Annotated in this window: 19 protein-coding genes; 2 read left to right on the top strand and 17 right to left on the bottom strand. The window is 61.5% G+C overall.

All coding sequences use genetic code 11. The annotated features are described in order from the left end of the window. Nucleotide 1: 1 nt before the first annotated feature. On the bottom strand, nucleotides 2-286 hold the full coding sequence (locus HMPREF3138_RS20795; RefSeq protein WP_038876852.1) for a hypothetical protein: 285 nt from the start codon (nucleotides 284-286) through the stop codon (nucleotides 2-4). Here HMPREF3138_RS20795 and flgK point away from each other — a divergent pair. Together flgK and flgL are read left to right on the top strand one after the other, a co-directional pair. Then, the gene (gene flgK, locus HMPREF3138_RS20790; RefSeq protein ID WP_038876854.1) at nucleotides 279-1928 is read left to right on the top strand and encodes a flagellar hook-associated protein FlgK; all 1650 of its coding nucleotides are present in this window, start codon (nucleotides 279-281) and stop codon (nucleotides 1926-1928) included. The two genes, HMPREF3138_RS20795 and flgK, sit on opposite strands and share 8 nt — an antisense overlap. 59 nt (nucleotides 1929-1987) lie before the next feature. Continuing rightward, nucleotides 1988-2947 carry a flagellar hook-associated protein FlgL gene (gene flgL, locus HMPREF3138_RS20785; protein WP_038876856.1) on the top strand — a complete coding sequence of 320 codons (960 nt, stop codon included), beginning with the start codon at nucleotides 1988-1990 and terminating at the stop codon, nucleotides 2945-2947. 379 nt (nucleotides 2948-3326) lie between these two features. Here flgL and HMPREF3138_RS27410 read toward each other — a convergent pair whose 3' ends face one another. The 16 genes from HMPREF3138_RS27410 to fliF all read right to left on the bottom strand — a co-directional run bounded on the left by HMPREF3138_RS27410 (nucleotide 3327) and on the right by fliF (nucleotide 15621). Continuing rightward, nucleotides 3327-3461 carry a hypothetical protein gene (locus HMPREF3138_RS27410; protein WP_256388283.1) on the bottom strand — a complete coding sequence of 45 codons (135 nt, stop codon included), beginning with the start codon at nucleotides 3459-3461 and terminating at the stop codon, nucleotides 3327-3329. Between the two features lie 14 nt (nucleotides 3462-3475). Next, the gene (locus tag HMPREF3138_RS20775; protein ID WP_038876860.1) at nucleotides 3476-3742 is read right to left on the bottom strand and encodes a hypothetical protein; all 267 of its coding nucleotides are present in this window, start codon (nucleotides 3740-3742) and stop codon (nucleotides 3476-3478) included. A gap of 358 nt (nucleotides 3743-4100) precedes the next feature. Further along, nucleotides 4101-4235 carry a stationary-phase-induced ribosome-associated protein gene (gene sra, locus HMPREF3138_RS26860; protein WP_004934807.1) on the bottom strand — a complete coding sequence of 45 codons (135 nt, stop codon included), beginning with the start codon at nucleotides 4233-4235 and terminating at the stop codon, nucleotides 4101-4103. Between the two features lie 354 nt (nucleotides 4236-4589). Then, nucleotides 4590-5372, bottom strand: a complete 783-nt coding sequence (fliR, locus tag HMPREF3138_RS20770; protein ID WP_033632754.1) for a flagellar biosynthetic protein FliR — start codon at nucleotides 5370-5372, stop codon at nucleotides 4590-4592. Between the two features lie 2 nt (nucleotides 5373-5374). Beyond that, complete coding sequence (gene fliQ / locus HMPREF3138_RS20765; RefSeq protein WP_004934803.1) at nucleotides 5375-5644, bottom strand: flagellar biosynthesis protein FliQ; 270 nt, start codon at nucleotides 5642-5644, stop codon at nucleotides 5375-5377. 21 nt (nucleotides 5645-5665) lie between these two features. Next, complete coding sequence (fliP, locus tag HMPREF3138_RS20760) at nucleotides 5666-6427, bottom strand: flagellar type III secretion system pore protein FliP (protein WP_038876864.1); 762 nt, start codon at nucleotides 6425-6427, stop codon at nucleotides 5666-5668. Beyond that, nucleotides 6424-6828, bottom strand: coding sequence for a flagellar biosynthetic protein FliO (gene fliO, locus HMPREF3138_RS20755; RefSeq protein WP_038876866.1), 405 nt, complete (start codon nucleotides 6826-6828; stop codon nucleotides 6424-6426). Before fliO ends, fliP begins: the two co-directional genes overlap by 4 nt. Next, complete coding sequence (gene fliN / locus HMPREF3138_RS20750; protein WP_038876868.1) at nucleotides 6828-7244, bottom strand: flagellar motor switch protein FliN; 417 nt, start codon at nucleotides 7242-7244, stop codon at nucleotides 6828-6830. Before fliN ends, fliO begins: the two co-directional genes overlap by 1 nt. Next, a complete protein-coding gene (gene fliM, locus HMPREF3138_RS20745; RefSeq protein ID WP_025303254.1) occupies nucleotides 7237-8241 on the bottom strand; it encodes a flagellar motor switch protein FliM in 1005 nt (334 codons plus the stop codon). The genes fliN and fliM overlap by 8 nt, the downstream gene beginning before the upstream one ends. Nucleotides 8242-8246: 5 nt before the next feature. Then, on the bottom strand, nucleotides 8247-8732 hold the full coding sequence (gene fliL / locus HMPREF3138_RS20740) for a flagellar basal body-associated protein FliL (protein WP_070559261.1): 486 nt from the start codon (nucleotides 8730-8732) through the stop codon (nucleotides 8247-8249). A 438-nt stretch (nucleotides 8733-9170) separates the two neighbouring features. Then, nucleotides 9171-10403 (bottom strand): flagellar hook-length control protein FliK, encoded by a 1233-nt coding sequence (locus tag HMPREF3138_RS20735; protein ID WP_038876877.1) that lies wholly within the window; start codon nucleotides 10401-10403, stop codon nucleotides 9171-9173. Further along, nucleotides 10400-10846 (bottom strand): flagellar export protein FliJ, encoded by a 447-nt coding sequence (gene fliJ, locus HMPREF3138_RS20730; RefSeq protein WP_033647768.1) that lies wholly within the window; start codon nucleotides 10844-10846, stop codon nucleotides 10400-10402. The genes HMPREF3138_RS20735 and fliJ overlap by 4 nt, the downstream gene beginning before the upstream one ends. 21 nt (nucleotides 10847-10867) lie before the next feature. Further along, the gene (gene fliI / locus HMPREF3138_RS20725) at nucleotides 10868-12229 is read right to left on the bottom strand and encodes a flagellar protein export ATPase FliI (RefSeq protein WP_004934781.1); all 1362 of its coding nucleotides are present in this window, start codon (nucleotides 12227-12229) and stop codon (nucleotides 10868-10870) included. Beyond that, nucleotides 12229-12933, bottom strand: a complete 705-nt coding sequence (gene fliH / locus HMPREF3138_RS20720) for a flagellar assembly protein FliH (protein WP_038876881.1) — start codon at nucleotides 12931-12933, stop codon at nucleotides 12229-12231. The genes fliI and fliH overlap by 1 nt, the downstream gene beginning before the upstream one ends. After that, nucleotides 12926-13918, bottom strand: coding sequence for a flagellar motor switch protein FliG (gene fliG, locus HMPREF3138_RS20715; protein ID WP_033634975.1), 993 nt, complete (start codon nucleotides 13916-13918; stop codon nucleotides 12926-12928). Before fliG ends, fliH begins: the two co-directional genes overlap by 8 nt. Beyond that, the gene (gene fliF / locus HMPREF3138_RS20710; RefSeq protein ID WP_038876884.1) at nucleotides 13915-15621 is read right to left on the bottom strand and encodes a flagellar basal-body MS-ring/collar protein FliF; all 1707 of its coding nucleotides are present in this window, start codon (nucleotides 15619-15621) and stop codon (nucleotides 13915-13917) included. Before fliF ends, fliG begins: the two co-directional genes overlap by 4 nt. Nucleotides 15622-15795 lie beyond the last annotated feature (174 nt).

Raw genomic sequence — 15795 nt, 5'->3', positions numbered from 1 at the left:
GTCAGGCTTGACGCCGCAGCGGCGTTGACTGCACAAGCTCGCCCCGGTCACTTGGCTTAACCAGGCTCCCGGGGACGCCCTTGCTTGTCGCCTTGCTGCGACGCCAATTATTGAGGGGATAGGCGGTAATGAAGGCTGGCTGGATGCTGACCGCATTGCCGCTTTTTTTCCTCAAGTTCTTCTCATTTTTGCCGATAACCGAGACAGGCTGAGCGAACAGGCTCAGCAGCTCAATTAGAACCCTGTGGGCCACCGGCGCCGCAGCATAAGGAATCCCGATGTCCAATAGCTTAATCAATACCGCGATGAGCGGGCTGAATGCGGCTCAGGTGGCGCTCAGTACCGTCAGCAACAACATCTCCAACTACAACGTGGCGGGCTATAACCGCCAGACCGCGATCCTGGCGCAGAACGGCGGCATGGCCACCATGAGCGGCTTTATCGGCAACGGCGTGACCGTCACCAGCGTCAACCGCGAGTACAACCAGTTCATCACCAACCAGCTGCGCGGCGCGCAAAGCGCCTTCGGGGCGCAAAACGCCTATTACGAGAAGATTTCGCAGATAGACAACCTGCTGGCGAGCAAAACCAACCCGCTGTCGACCAACATGCAGGATTTCTTCACCAACCTGCAGAACCTGGTGAGCAACGCCGGTGACGACGCCGCGCGCCAGACGGTGTTGGGCAAGGCCAACGGCCTGGTGAACCAGTTCAATAACACCGACAAATTCCTGCGCGACATGGACAACGGCGTCAATCAGCAGATCAGCGATACGGCGCAGCAGATCAACAGCTACGGCCAACAGATCGCCAAGCTGAACGACGAGATCACCCGTTTGCGCGGCAGCGCCGGCGGCGAGCCGAATGCGTTGCTGGATCAGCGCGATCAGCTGGTTACCGAGTTGAATCAGCTGGTGGGCGTGCAGGTCACGCAACAGGACGGCGACGCCTATACCGTCTCCTTCGCCAACGGTTTGACCCTGGTGCAGGGCAGCAACACTTACCAGGTGGAGGCGATGCCTTCCAGCAGCGATCCTTCCCGCCTGACCATTGGTTATAACCGCGGCAATGGCGCCAGCGAAGTGCCGGAAGGCCAGATCACCAGCGGCACGCTGAGCGGTGTGCTGAAATTCCGCAGCGAGACGCTGGACGGCGTGCGCAATCAGCTGGGCCAGTTGGCGCTGGCGATGGCGGACAGCTTTAACCAGCAGCATCGCGCCGGTTTCGACCTGAACGGCGATGCAGGCGGCGACTTCTTCAGCTTTAGCGGTGGCCGGGTGGTGGATAACACCCGCAACACCGGCGACGCGTCGCTGTCGGTCGCCTACACCGACACCGGCAAGGTGAAGGCCAACGATTATCGCGTCGAGTTCGACGGCAGCAACTGGCAGGTCAGCCGCCTGCCGGACAACGTGAAAGTCAACGCCACGCCGGGCACCAGCGCGGACGGCAAACCGACGCTGAACTTCGATGGGCTGGAAGTGAGCATCGACGGCAATGCGCAGGCTAAAGACAGCTTCACCGTGAAGCCGGTCAGCGACGTGGCGGGCAACCTGAAAGTGGCCATCACCGATTCGTCCAAGATCGCCGCCGCCGGTAAAGACGACAGCGGCCGCGGCGATAACGAAAACGCCAAGAAGCTGCTGGATCTGCAGACCAAAAACCTGGTGGACGGCAAGGCGACCCTGAGCGGCGCTTACGCCGGCATCGTCAGCGGCGTCGGTAACCAGACCGCTGCCGCCAAGGCGATCGCCACTTCGCAGGCCAAGATCGTCACGCAGCTGGGCGAGCAACAGCAGTCGATGTCCGGCGTTAACCTTGACGAAGAGTACGGCGAGCTGCTGCGTTTCCAGCAGTACTACATGGCCAACGCGCAGGTGATTCAGACCGCCAGCTCGCTGTTCGATGCGCTGCTGAAAATTCGTTGATTTCATTGTTAACCGGCGCCGATAACGGCGCCGGTCGCTCAGAGTAAGGAACCCACAGCATGCGCATGAGTACCGGCATGATGTACCAACAAAACATGAACGGCATCACGGGCAACCAGTCGCTGTTCATGAAGGCCGCCGAGCAGCTTTCCTCCGGCAAGCGAGTGATCAACCCGTCCGACGATCCGTTGGCGGCGTCGCGCGCGGTGATGTTGTCGCAGTCGCAGGCGGAAAACAGCCAATACACGCTGGCGCGTACTTTCGCTCGCCAAAGCGTCTCGATGGAAGAAACGGTATTGGCCGGCGCGACGTCCACCATCGCGGACATGAAAGCGCTGATCGTCAACGCCGGCGGCACGGAAAGCGATAACGACCGCCAGTCGTTGGCCACCCAACTGCAGGGGCTGAAAGATCAGCTACTGAACCAGGCCAACAGCACCGACGGCAACGGCCGCTATATGTTCGGCGGATACGTGAACGACAAGGCGCCGTTTGTCGACAACGGCGGCACCGTCAGCTATCAGGGCGGCGACAAGACGGTTCAGCAGAAGGTGGACGCCAACCGCACCATGACCATCGGCCATACCGGCAACGCGGTGTTCATGTCGTTGACCAGCAACCCGAAGCCTGAGCCTGACGGCAGCGCGCCGGTCAGCAACGTGTTCGAGAGTATCGATATCGCGCTGAACGCGCTGAAAACACCGCTGCAGGGCGCCGATGAGGCCACCAAGCAGCAGGTGAACGATGCGCTGGCGAAAGCCAACCGCGGCCTGGACAACTCCTACAACAACGTGCTGAGCGTGCGCGCCGAGCTGGGCAGCCAGCTGCAGGAAATGGATCAGTTGGACAGCATCGGTAAAGAGCGCGACATGACCAACCAGGTCCAGATGAGCGCGTTGACGGACGCCGATCTGGCTGAGTCTATCTCGTCTTACTTTATGCAGCAGGCGGCGCTGCAGGCGTCGTATAAAACCTTCAGCGATATGCAGGGTATGTCGCTGTTCCAGATGAATCGTTAAGAGCAAGACCCCGTTGCCTGACCGCGACGGGTTTCCCTTTAGTGCGCTTAGAAAACGCCTTCTCCGCCCCGCGGGGAGGGAGGCTTCTTGAAACCGGGCGCACTCGTTTGGCGCGTCGCTCGTTCTCCCACTACTGACTGAGTGACGCGCCTTTTTTTGTCTGCGTGTTCCCCATTCACCTTAAGCCTTAGCGGAAAGGCACGCCGCGATCGTTGCCGGACCCTTTAGTGCATTGACTGCCTATGTTGACGAAGGCTGAGGCCGCCGCAGTGCCAATCGCACTGCCGTTACGGCTGGCCAGGGCGCCGGCCATGGCAATGGCACCGGTAACCACCGAGCCGGTACAAGGATCCTGAAATAGCCCATAGCCTTTAGCCGCTCAATTAGGCTGGAAGCCGTTCGCCTGCGCGCCGTAGGAGCTTCGGCCATAGTCGCGATCTCGGTCGCCGCCGTTATTGCCGTCGCCGGCACCGCCCATCCGTTGCATTTCTTCTCTGGCCAGTTCTCTCAACATAGGTCGATCGCCTGTTAACGCGACTTGGCGTTATTTTTAGGGTTGTTGTTTTCGATTTGAGGCTTGCGGCTCTCATTGAACAGCCACCGTATTGGCGTATAGAGGCACTCGGCCAACTTCAATGAGCCAAATAAAGTAAACGGGATGATGACGAAACTATCGACGCCAGGCGGAAGAACAAATAACCCCCAGGAAAAGCCCAGCGTATTTAAAATAGTGCTCATGATCAAAAGGGCGATGCCGCTGATGAATAAATCACTCAGCTGGAATTTTATCTTCATATTTACACCGGTTATATTTGGGCGAGACTTGCAGTGTGCTGTCTGCAAGGTTTCTTCCAATATAACGCTGGGGGAATAAGGTGGGAAATCGATTTTTCTTGTCAGTGAATAAATAAGAGATGTGAGTAAAGCAAATTATTAATGCATTATCTTTAAATTTAGCGTGTCAGCGAGGGCGACGTGCTGCATTATTTCATTCCTGACAATGAAATGCACAGGATGTCGACATGACTTGCCGACGGGTGATCAATGCCGGTTACGGCAGGAGCCGGGTTGCCGTCCCGGTGCTGCGTCGAATGGCGCAGCAGAGGCCGGATACGGGCGCAACCCGGAATGTTTTGCTAAAAACCGTACGGGATTATTTCTTTTTCTTCACCACTTTCCATTTTTCACCAGCGGCCGTTTCGCTGATGGCAACTTTAAATTTGTTGCTCTTCCAGTGGGCCATGCCGAATAACCGGCGTGCTTTGCGGTTGCTTTTCGCTTTAATCATGATCTCGCTCCTGTGGTTAGCAAAGGTCGATGCTGCGCCCTGCAGCCGGCGGGCGCCGGACGCATTTATTCAGGGTGTAAGTTATCTGCCGCGCATTTAACAATGCGTGGCTGTGTTATTCTTATTTTTTACTCGAGATAAACGTACGTTATCGCTGCAAAAAATAAGGGGTGCAAGGCGATATTTTTTGTTGCCGGGTCTATTCTAGGTCAGGGTGTTATTTATTCAAGCCACCGGAGACATTTGAACCTTAATCCGGATAAAAGACGTTTCTCAGGCTTTTGTCCCAAGAAAGCGTTTTTATTGCCATTTTGTCTCAGGCGAAAACGGGGGAGGAAGGGGGTGAGCAGGGGCTTAGAAGGTCATGCCGCCGATCACCGCCGCCAGCCGATCGAAGATTTCACCGAACAGATGCTCGCAGAACGGGGCCAACATCGGCATCATCATGCCCAGCGTCATGATGCCGAAGGTCATGGTGACCGGGAAGCCGATCACGAAGACCGACAGCTGCGGCGTCATGCGGTTGAGCAAGCCGAGCGCCATGTTCAGCGTCAACAGCAGGCAGATCAGCGGCAGCGCCAGCATCATGCCGTTGATGAAGATCAGCGAGCCGACTTGGGTCAGCACCAGGAAGCCGTTGCCGTTCAGCGGCTGCGTCTGGATAGGCAGGGTGTGGAAGCTGTCCGCCAGCAGCGAAATTAGCCACAGATGGCCGTCGAAGCTGAGGAACAGCAGCATCGCCAGCAGGTTGAGCAGGCGCGCCAGCACCGGCATGTTCGGGCCGCCGCTGGGATCGAAGAAGGTGGCGAACGACAGGCCCATCTGCATGCCGATCACTTCCCCCGCCAGGCGCACCGCCGCGAAGGCGAACTGCATGGTCAATCCCAGCGCCACGCCGATCAGAATCTGTTGAATCGCCAGCCACAGGCCGGCGGCGGAGAAGATCGGGATATTGCTGGCGGGCAGCGTCGGCGCGATCAGGATGACGATCAGCCCGCCAAGGCCGATTTTGACCTTTTTGCTGATTTGCTTTTCGCTGAATATCGGCGCGGTGCTTATCAGTGCCAGAATGCGCAGCAGCGGCCAAAAATAGTGGCTGAGCCAGACGGTGAGCTGGGCGCTGTCGAAGGTGAGCACGGTTAGCCGATCAGGGTGGGCAGGTTGCTGAACAGGGTGCGCATGTAGTCCAGCAGCAGGTTCAACATCCAGGGGCCGGCGATGATGATGGTGGCCACCACCGCCAGAATTTTGGGGATGAAAGACAGCGTCATTTCGTTGATCTGGGTGGCGGCCTGCAGCAGGCTGACCACCAGGCCGCTGATCAGCGCCGCCAGCAGCAGCGGCGCGGCCAGCGCCAGCGCCACTTTCATCGCCTCGGTGCCGAGCGCCATAACCGATTCAGGTGTCATCTCGCGTTCTCCGATCGGGGGTTACGAATAGAAACTCTGCGCCAGCGAGCCGAGCAGCAGCTGCCAGCCATCGACCAGCACGAACAGCATCAGCTTGAACGGCAGCGAGATGGTGGCCGGCGGTACCATCATCATCCCCAGCGCCATCAGCACGCTGGCGACCACCAGGTCGATAATCAGGAACGGAATGAACACCGTAAAGCCGATCTGGAAGGCGGTTTTCAGTTCGCTGGTGACGTAGGCGGGCAGCAGGATGCGTATCGGCACCGCCTCCGGGCCGGCCAGCGGCGGCTGATTGGCCAGCCTGGCGTACAGCGCGAGATCGGTTTCGCGCGTTTGGCGCAGCATGAATTCGCGCAGCGGCTGTGCGCCTTTATCCAGCGCGACCTCCAGCCCGATCTTGTCCTGGCTGAACGGCAGGTAGGCGTCCTGATAGACCTTGTCGAACACCGGCGACATGATGAAGAAGGTCAGGAACAATGCCAGCCCCAGCATCACCTGATTCGGCGGCGCCGACGGGGTGCCCAGCGCGTTGCGCAGCAGCCCGAGCACGATGATGATGCGGGTAAAGCTGGTCATCATCAGCAGCATGGCGGGCAGGAAGGTCAGCGAGGTCAACAGCACCAGCGTCTGCACCGGCAGCGACCAGCTTTGGCCGCCGTTGGCCAGCGGCTGACTGATCAGCCCCGGCAGTTGCGCCAAAGCCGCCGGGCTGATGAACAGCAGGGCGGCAGGGAACCAAACCGCCGGACGGCGGACGAGGGTATGAAGAGTCGAGGTCATGCCGATTTTTCCGGGCGTTTCAGAACTTTTTGCATCAGTTGGCGGAAGTCCGCCGGCGTCGCCGCATCGGCCGCACCCTCGTCTTTCGGCGGGGCGGGCAGGGTGTGCAGCGGGGTGATCTGCTGGGCGGTGACGCCCAATACCAGCAAGGTATCGTCGACTTCCACCACCACCACGCGCTCGCGCTGCCCGACCTGGCAACTGGCGCGCAGGTTGAGCAGCTTGTTGTTGCGCGCCTGCGGGGCGAAGCCCAGCCGGCGGAACAGCCAACCGGCCAGCAGGATCAGCAGCAGAATGCCGCCGAGCGCGCTGCTGACCTGCATCAACACCGAACCGGCCGGCAAGGCCGGCGCGGCGGGTGGTTGAGTACTTTGGACGGTAACGGGCGCCGCGACGGTCATCAGCGGCTCAGTCGACGCATGCGTTCGGACGGGGTGATGATGTCGGTGATGCGCACGCCGAACTTGTCGGCCACCACCACCACTTCACCTTGTGCGATCAGGTAACCGTTGATCAGGATGTCCAGCGGCTCGCCGGCCAGGCCGTCCAGCGCCACCACCGAGCCTTGCGACAGGCGCAGCAGCTCTTTGATGGTCATCTTGGTGCGCCCCAGTTCCACGGTCAGCTTGACCGGAATATCCAGGATCAGGTCGATATCCTGCAGGCTGCCGAGCGCATCCTGAGCTTCCAGCGACTTGAACACCCCTTCGGTGCTTGCGCCGGATTTCTCTGTCGACTGTTGCTCGTTAAACGCATCAGCCCACAGATCGTCTACGGATTCCTTTCCTTCGCCAGACGGTTGCTTAGGATCACTCATTGGGCTGTTCCTCACTCAGAGCATTCAAAATAGGGTTAATCAAATGTTCAACACGCAGGGCATATTGCCCGTTCAACGTGCCGTATTGGCTGGTCAGAACCGGTACGCCGTCCACATGGGCGATCAGGCGTTCCGGCTTGTCTATCGGTAATACATCGCCCGGCTGCAGCTTCAGGACTTTCGACAGCCGCATCGGGATATCGACGAAGTTGGCGATCAGCTCCAGTTCGGAGTGTTGCACCTGCTTCACCAGGGTTTCGCGCCAGTGGCTGTCTTCCTGCCGCGAATTTTCCAGCGGCGGGTTGGTCAACAGCTCGCGCAGCGGTTCGATCATCGCGAACGGAATGCAGATGTTGAACTCGCCGGTCAGCGCGCCGATCTCCACCTGGAACGGCGTGGTGACCACGATGTCGTTCGGCGAGGTGGTGATGTTGGTGAACTTCACCTGCATTTCGGCGCGCACGTACTCTACGTCGATCTTGTAGATGGCGCTCCAGGCGTCGCCGTAGGCGTCCAGCGCCAGGCGCAGCATGCGCTTGATCACCCGCTGTTCGGTCGGGGTGAACTCGCGGCCTTCGACCTTGGTCGGGAAGCGGCCGTCGCCGCCGAACAGGTTATCGACGGCGATGAACACCAGGCTCGGCGCGAACACGAACAGGGCGGTGCCGCGCAGCGGGTTCAGATGCACCAGGTTCAGGTTGGTCGGCACCGGCAGGTTGCGGGCGAACTCGTGATACGGCTGGATTTTGATCGGGCCGACGGTAATGTCCGGGCTGCGGCGCAGCAGGTTGAACAACCCCATGCGGAACTGCCGGGCAAAACGTTCGTTGATGATTTCCAGCGCGTGCAGACGCTCGCGCACCACGCGGCGCTGGGTGTTCGGATCGTAAGGCTTGACCTCGCTCTCTTTGCCGACTATCGCTTCGGGTTCATCACCCGCGCTGTCGCCGTTGAGCAAGGCGTCGATCTCTGCCTGTGAAAGAATGCTATCGCCCATAGTGATTACCGCAGTATGAAGGCGGTGAACAGCACGTCGCTGACCACCTGCTTCGGTTGTCCCTTAACCAGCGGCGGGCTGAGCACGTCCTTAATCTGCGCCACCAACTGTTGCTTCCCTTGTTCATTGGCCAGCTGGCTCGCTTCCTGACGGGAGAGCAGCATCAGCAGACGGCTGCGCACTTCCGGCAGAAAATCGTTCAGCTGGCGGCGGGTACTTTCGTCCGGCAGACGCAGCGTGAGGCCGATGTACAGCACGCGATCCGGGATGTTGTCCGGCGTCACCAGGTTGACGGTAAAGGTGTCGAGCGGCATGAACACCGGCGCGGCCGGCGGTTGCTGTTTGGCGGCGGCCGGTTCGGCACCGTTTTTATGCTGTTGCAGCAGCCACCAGCTGTAGCCCGCGGCGCCACAGGCGACGACGCTGATCAAGACCAGCAGGATGACCAGAAGGGGGCGTTTCGGTGCTGCCGGAAGGGAGTTCTGAGACATAGCCAAATCTAATTCCTGTTGTTATACCCGTCGTCTTTCAAGCCGCAGCGTTGTTGGCTGCACGCACTTACCCCAGTCACTTACTTGAGTAAGCTCCTGGGGACTCATGCGCTGGCCGCCTAGCTGCAACTTGAAATCCATAGGGCATATATACTTGATATTTCAAGCTGCAACCGAGTATCTCGCGGATATCGGGTACATAGCGCGTATAAAAGCCGCACGCACGACATAATTTACCCAAAATAATTGGGGCTGCATCGCGGCGGCAAATTTGTAAGTCCCCAGGAGCATAGGTAACTATGTGACTGGGGCGCGCAAATGCAGCCAACAAAGATGCAGCTTCAAGTATGACGGGTAAAGGTATTATCGCGTCTATTGCGGCGTGCAATAGCCTGAATAGACGCGCAAATGGGTGCCAGCTTGGGCGTTTGCGGCGGCTTAGGCGAAAATATCGACGCCGTTGACCGCGCTGGCCATACGCTGCAGCGCCGCCGGTGCGCTGACGCCCTCGGCGGCTGCACCGTCACCGCCATGATGTTCAGCATAGCTGGAACGCCCCTGGCCGTTGGAAGCCTGCTGTTGCGCCTGCTGCTGCCATTGCGGGGTGGACTCGCCGCCCACGCTGCTCTGCCCCAGGTTGATACCGCTCTCCGCCAGCGCGTGCCGCAGCTGCGGCATCGCCGCTTCCACCGCCGCACGCACCTGGCCGTGAGCGGAGGCGATGTGCAGCTGCGCCTGCTGATCGTCTAGTTTCAGCGTGATCTGCAGGGCGCCCAGTTCCTGCGGGTGCAGGCGCAGCTCGGCGCTTTGCTGGCCGTTGCGGTGGAACATCAGCACCTGTTGGTTCAACGCCTGCTGCCACTCCGGGCTGCCCAGCTGCGCGTTGAGCTGCGGCGCAGGCGGTGCGGTCACCAGTGCGCTGGCAGGAGCGGCCGTTTGCGTTGGGCTGGCGGCGGCCAGGGCGACGGCGTGGTTGAGCGTCGGTGGCTGCTGCGCATCGCTCGCCGGCAGCGGTTGTGCGGTGCTTGCACGTTCGCCGTTGGTCGGTTGCGGGAGCGCCGCCTTGGCATTATCGCCGTCGGTAGCCGACGTTTTCGCCCCTGTCAGCGACGGAGCGGGGGATGCCGATGAACGCGCGGCGGTTTTATCACCGGCCGCCGCGATGTTCAGCAGGCCATTGCCGGGCTGCAGCGCAGTCGCTTCGTCAGCGCTATCCACCGGCAGCGAGCGTTGGCCTTCGGCCGGTTGCGCCTGGGCGACGATCGCGGCCGGCAGCATGGCGTACAGCGCCTGCAGCGTTGCGGCATCCAGCTCTTTGGCGGCGGCGATCGGCGGCTGCGCCGGTTTGTCGCCGGCGGCGGGCGCTTCGCCCTCGGCGCCCTCAGCTGAAAGCGCGTCGGCTGAGACGGTCTGGCCCGGCAGCAGGCCGCCGCGCTCGCCGAAGGTGGCCAGCAGTTGATTGAGCTGGTTGCGGCTCAGGGCCGGGGCGCGTTCTTCGTCCGCGCTCAGCGCGACCGGCGGCTGTTTGCCGTCGGCGGCGGGCGCGAAACGAGCGCCGAGCAGCTGGGCGAAAGCGGACGACAGCTGGCTCTCATCCAGCGCCGACGTCAGTTCGGCCAGGCCGCCGGCGTCGCCGGGTAAGGCCAGGCCGGGCAGGGCGTTCAGATTCATGGGTTGATATTCCTTTGTGCACTGCGTTGAGCGAACTCATCCATCAGTTTTTGATCCCGTTTGTTCTCCTGCTGCTGCTCCGCCGTCAGAGCGCGGGTATGCAGGGTCTCGAAAGCGTTCAGCCGCTGTTGTTTGTCTTGCCATTGCTTCACCGCATGATCCACTTTCTGCCCCCACTGCAGCAGCTGCTGGCGGTGTTGGTCGATGGCCTGTTCCAGCGTGCCGATAAACTGCTGGTAGTTTTGCCAGCGTGAGCTGTCCATGCCGTCGCAGAGCGTATGATTCAGCTTCTGGCGGTATTCGTCCTGATAGTTGAGCAGCATCGACAGCTGCTGCTCTGCCGCCTGCTGCGCCTGTCGTACCTGACCCAGCTGTTGTGCGGCCTGTTCCACCGCATCCTGCGCCAGATCTCGCAGGGTAATCAGGGGAGATTGTGATTTCATCGCTGTGCGCCTCTGGTGACGTTAAACAATCAACTGCTGCAGCTGTTGACAGGCTTCATCATAGCCGCTGCGTTCAAAGATGCCCTGTTGCAGGTAAGCTTCCATCTGCGGATACAGCGTCATCGCCTTGTCCAGCAACGGATCGCTGCCCGCCGCGTAGGCGCCGACGCTGATCAGATCGCGGTTGCGCTGATAGCTGGCCAGCATCTGTTTGAAGGTGCGCACCCGGCGGTAATGCTCTTCGTCGATCAGCGACGTCATGGCGCGGCTGATTGACGCTTCGATGTCGATCGCCGGGTAGTGACCGGCTTCCGCCAGGCGCCGGGACAGCACCACGTGGCCATCGAGAATTGCGCGCGCCGAGTCGGCGATCGGGTCTTGCTGATCGTCCCCTTCGGTCAACACGGTGTAGAAGGCGGTGATGGAACCGCCGCCGCTGATGCCGTTGCCCGCGCGTTCCACCAGCGCAGGCAGCTTGGCGAAGACCGAAGGCGGATAGCCTTTGGTCGCCGGCGGCTCGCCGATGGCCAGGGCGATCTCACGCTGCGCCATGGCGTAGCGGGTGAGGGAATCCATGATCAGCAACACATGCTGCCCGCGATCGCGGAAATCTTCGGCGATGCGGGTGGCGTAGGCCGCCCCCTGCATGCGCAGCAGCGGCGACACGTCCGCCGGCGCGGCGATCACCACCGAGCGCGCCCGGCCTTCGGCGCCGAGAATGTTCTCGATAAAGTCTTTGACCTCGCGGCCACGCTCGCCGATCAGGCCAACGACGATCACATCCGCCTGGGTATAACGGGCCATCATGCCGAGCAGCACGCTCTTGCCGACGCCGGAGCCGGCGAACAGGCCCATACGCTGGCCGCGGCCGACGGTCAGCAGTCCGTTGATGGTGCGCACCCCCACGTCCAGCACCTGCTCGATCGGCGTGCGCTGCAAGGGGTTGAACGGCGCGGTGATCAGCGGCGCGCGGTAACCGGTTTCCGGTGAAGGCAGGCCGTCGAGCGGTTTGGCGCTGCCGTCCAGCACCCGCCCCAACAGCGCCGGGCCGAGCGGCAGCTGTTTGCCGGCGCTTTGGCCTTCCGGCGCGATGCGGGCGTAAACCCGCGCGCCCGGCACGATGCCTTCCACTTCTTCCAGCGGCATCAGGAATAGCCGCTGGCCGTTGAAGCCGACCACTTCGCTTTCCACTTCCTGCACCTCACCGGCGTCGTGCCGTTCGATGAGGCAGGTCGCGCCGAGCGGCAGCTGCAGGCCGGTGGCCTCCAGCACCAGCCCGGTAGCGCGGGTCAGGCGACCGTAGCGGCGCACCGTCGGCGCGCGCGCGATGCGTTTTTCCAGCGTATCCAGAGAGCTCAGCCAGCGGCCGAGACGCGCGGTCATCAGACTTCTCCCGGTGCCGCCAGGCGGCACAGTTCATGCCAGCGCGTCGCCAGGCTGGCGTCGAGATCGCCTTCCTCGGCGCTGACCTTGCAGCCGCCCGGGTGCAGCTCGCCGTCCGCCAGCAGGCGCCAGCCGTGCAGGCTGAGGGTGACCCCCAGCTGCTGCTCGACGCGCGGGTAGTCGTCCGGGTGCACCCGCAGCTGCGGCTTGCCGTTGAACATCGGTTCCTGTTGGATCAGCTGTTGGATCTGCGCCAGCAGGGCAGTGCCGTCGCACACCGGCGGCTGGCCCAGCACCTGTTTGGCGGCGGTCAGTGCCAGCTGCATCAGCCGCGAAGCGATCACGCTGTCGAGCGCGTCCAGCGTGTGCTGGAATTCGGTGACCAGCTGCTGCCAGTGGGCGGTCAGCGGCTGCTGCTGCTGTTGCGCTTCCAGCAGCCCTTGCTGGCGGCCTTCCTCCAGTCCGGACTGAAAACCGGCCTCATAGCCTTTTTGCTGGCCGTCGGCATAGCCCAACTGCTGGCCCTGTTGCTCCGCCTGCAGGCGCAGCGTCGCCAACTGCTGCTGCAATTCGGCCTGTGCGTCCGGCGACGGATCGTCAAGCTCGAGATCCGGCAACTGCGGCAGTTCGACAGCCGGTTTCTGTTCGCCCAGGTCGTTGAGCGACCAGGGCTGCCAGGGCAGGGTGTTAATGCGATCAGACATAGGTGTCCTCGCCGCCGCCGATGATCATTTCGCCGCTTTCCGCCAGGCGTCTTACCACCAGCAGGATGGCTTTCTGCTCGTTCTCCACCTGCGACATGCGCACCGGCCCACGGTTGGCCAGATCGTCGCGCAGGATGTCGGCAGCGCGTTGCGACATGTTCTTGAGGAACTTCTCGCGCAGCGGCTGCTCGGCGCCTTTCAACGCAATCAGCAGCGACTCGCCTTCCACTTCCTGCAGCAGGCGTTGGATACTGCGATCGTCGACCTCCACCAGGTTTTCGAACAGGAACATCTCGTCGATGATCTTCTGCGCCAGCTCGCCGTCGTATTCGCGCATCGCGTCGATGACCGCTTCTTCCTGCTGGGTTTTCATCAGGTTGATGATCTCGGCGGCGGTGCGCACCCCGCCCATTTTGCTGCGCTTGAGGTTCTGGCCGTCGAGCAGATTGTTCAGCACTTCGGTCAACTCCGCCAACGCCGCCGGCTGTACGCCGCCGAAGGTGGCGATACGCAGCATCACGTCGTTGCGCAGGCGTTCGTCGAACAGGGCCAGGATATCTGCCGCCTGGCCGCGTTTGAGGTGCACCAGAATGGTGGCGATGATCTGCGGGTGTTCGTCGCGGATCAGATCGGCAGCGCTCTGCGGCTCCATAAAGTTGAGCGTTTCCATGCCGGTGGTGGTCTCGCGCGATTCGAGAATGTCTTCCAGCAGGCTGGCGGCGCGCTCTTCGCCCAGCGCTTTGACCAGCACCGAACGCAGGTAGTCGCTGGCGTTGACGCTCAGCGCCGCGTATTGCTCGGCGTCGTCTTCAAACTCGGTCAGTATTTCGCCGAGCTGTTTGTGCGAAACCTGGCTCATGCCGGCCATGGTGCCGCTCAGCAGCTGTACTTCGCGCGAGGAGAGGTGTTTGAACACCTCCGCCGCGCGATCTTCACCCAGCGTCATCAGCAGGATGGCGCTTTTGTCGGTTCCGGTCAGGCTCATATCTCGTTACTCATCCATTGGCGGATTACCAGAGCGACCACGCGTGGGTCTTTGTCAGCCAGATCGCGGATCCGCTGGCTCTGGACTTCTGCGCTGACGCGCTGCTGCGATTTACGACGCTGCGCCAGCTCCTCGTTGCTCGGTTTGCTGCTGTCGACCGGTTTGGCGGCAGGGGCGTTGGCGGCGGCGGCGGCGGCCTGTTGCGCCGCCTGGCGCTGTTGCAGCTGCGGCCGCACCAGTTTGCGCCACAGCAGCCAGGCCACCAGCAGCACCAGCAGATAGCGGCCCGCGTCGAGCAGACGATCGATAAACGACTGGCTTTGCCAGAACGGCAGTTCGCCACCGGTCACCTGACTGTCGGTAAACGGCGTGTTGACCACGTTCAGGGTATCGCCACGGCTGCTGGAGTAACCCATCGCTTCACGCACCAGCGCTTCGATCTGCGCCAGCTGCTCTTTGCTCATCGGCTGCGGTTTGCCGTCTTTATCGGTGCCCAGATAGTTGACGACCACGGCGACCGACAAACGCTGCACGGTGCCGGCTTTTTGCTGGGTATGGCGAATGGTGCGGTCGAGCTCGTAGTTGGTGGTCGCGTCGCGACGGGTATTTTGCGGTACGCCGCTGGCCGCCGCGCTGCGGGTGGTCGCGGCGTTTTGCGCGGTGGCGTTGGCGTTGGCATTGTTGCCTGGCGCGATGGCCGGCTTGGCGGTTTCAATCGGCGCCGTGGCCGGCGCGCTCGGCTGATTGGACAGTGCGCCCGGCACGCCGCCTACCTGTGGCCCGCCGATCTGCTCGCTCAGACTGGTTTGCTGAGAGCGGATAGCGGCTTTGTCAGGCTGTTGGTTAGGTTGGTACTGTTCATCGGTTTGTTCGCGAGTGGCGAAGTCGATCTGCGCCGTGACCTGCGCACGCACGTTGGCGCTGCCGACCACCGGGGCGAGGATCGCTTCGATGCGGCGCTGGAAGCCGTTTTCCACTTCGTTGGCGTATTTCAGCTGCGAGGCGTTGAGATCGCGCCCGGTGCCGTCGGACTGCGTCAGCAGACGGCCAGCCTGATCGACCACGGTCACGTTGCCCGGCGGCAGGCCGGCGACGCTGCTCGACACCATATAAACGATGGCGTTGATCTGGCCATCGTCCAGCGCACGGCCGGGTTGCAGGGTCAGCGTTACCGACGCGGAAGGGGATTTTTGTTCGCGCACGAACAGCGAAGGTTTAGGCAGCGCCAGGTGAACGCGGGCGTTTTGCACCGGCCCCAGCGATTCGATAGTGCGCGACAGCTCGCCCTCGAGGGCACGCTGATAGTTGATCTGCTCGCTGAACTGGCTGATGCCGAATTTTTCCTGATCCAGCAGTTCGAAGCCGACGGCGCCGCCTTTCGGCAGCCCTTGCTGCGCCAGGCGCAGGCGGGTTTCATGCACCTTTTCCGCCGGGATCAGCAGCGCTGCGCCATTTTCGGCAAAGCGGTAAGGGATATTCATCTGCGTCAGCTGGGTGACGATGGCGCCACCGTCGCGGTCGTTCAGATTGCTGTACAGCACGCGGTAGTCGGGACTTTTCACCCACAACAGCAGCGCGACGACGATCGCGATCGCGGCGGAAGCGGCGACCAGCAACGGAATTTTCGGGTTGGCGCGCAGACGATTCCAGATGGCCTGCAGGCCGTTGTCGCGGCTTTCGCCGGCGGTTATCGAAGCACTCATTTTAGGTCTCGTCCTTCAATGGCGCTCACGATCCCGTACGGGCCGCTGAGCAGCTCCCTGCCAGGCTGATGAACGGTATGGTTAGCGTTGTGTGACAAAACAGACTCCCTGATACACATATCTTCTAAATAGCGGCGCTCCCATTTCTGGGCAGGCCATTATTCGCCTTGTCAG

The sequence above is a fragment of the Serratia sp. HMSC15F11 genome (genome assembly GCF_001808215.1).
GTDB lineage: Bacteria > Pseudomonadota > Gammaproteobacteria > Enterobacterales > Enterobacteriaceae > Serratia > Serratia nevei.
Note: the sequence above shows the minus strand (reverse complement) of the source record. Positions and strands in the feature narration are given on the sequence as shown.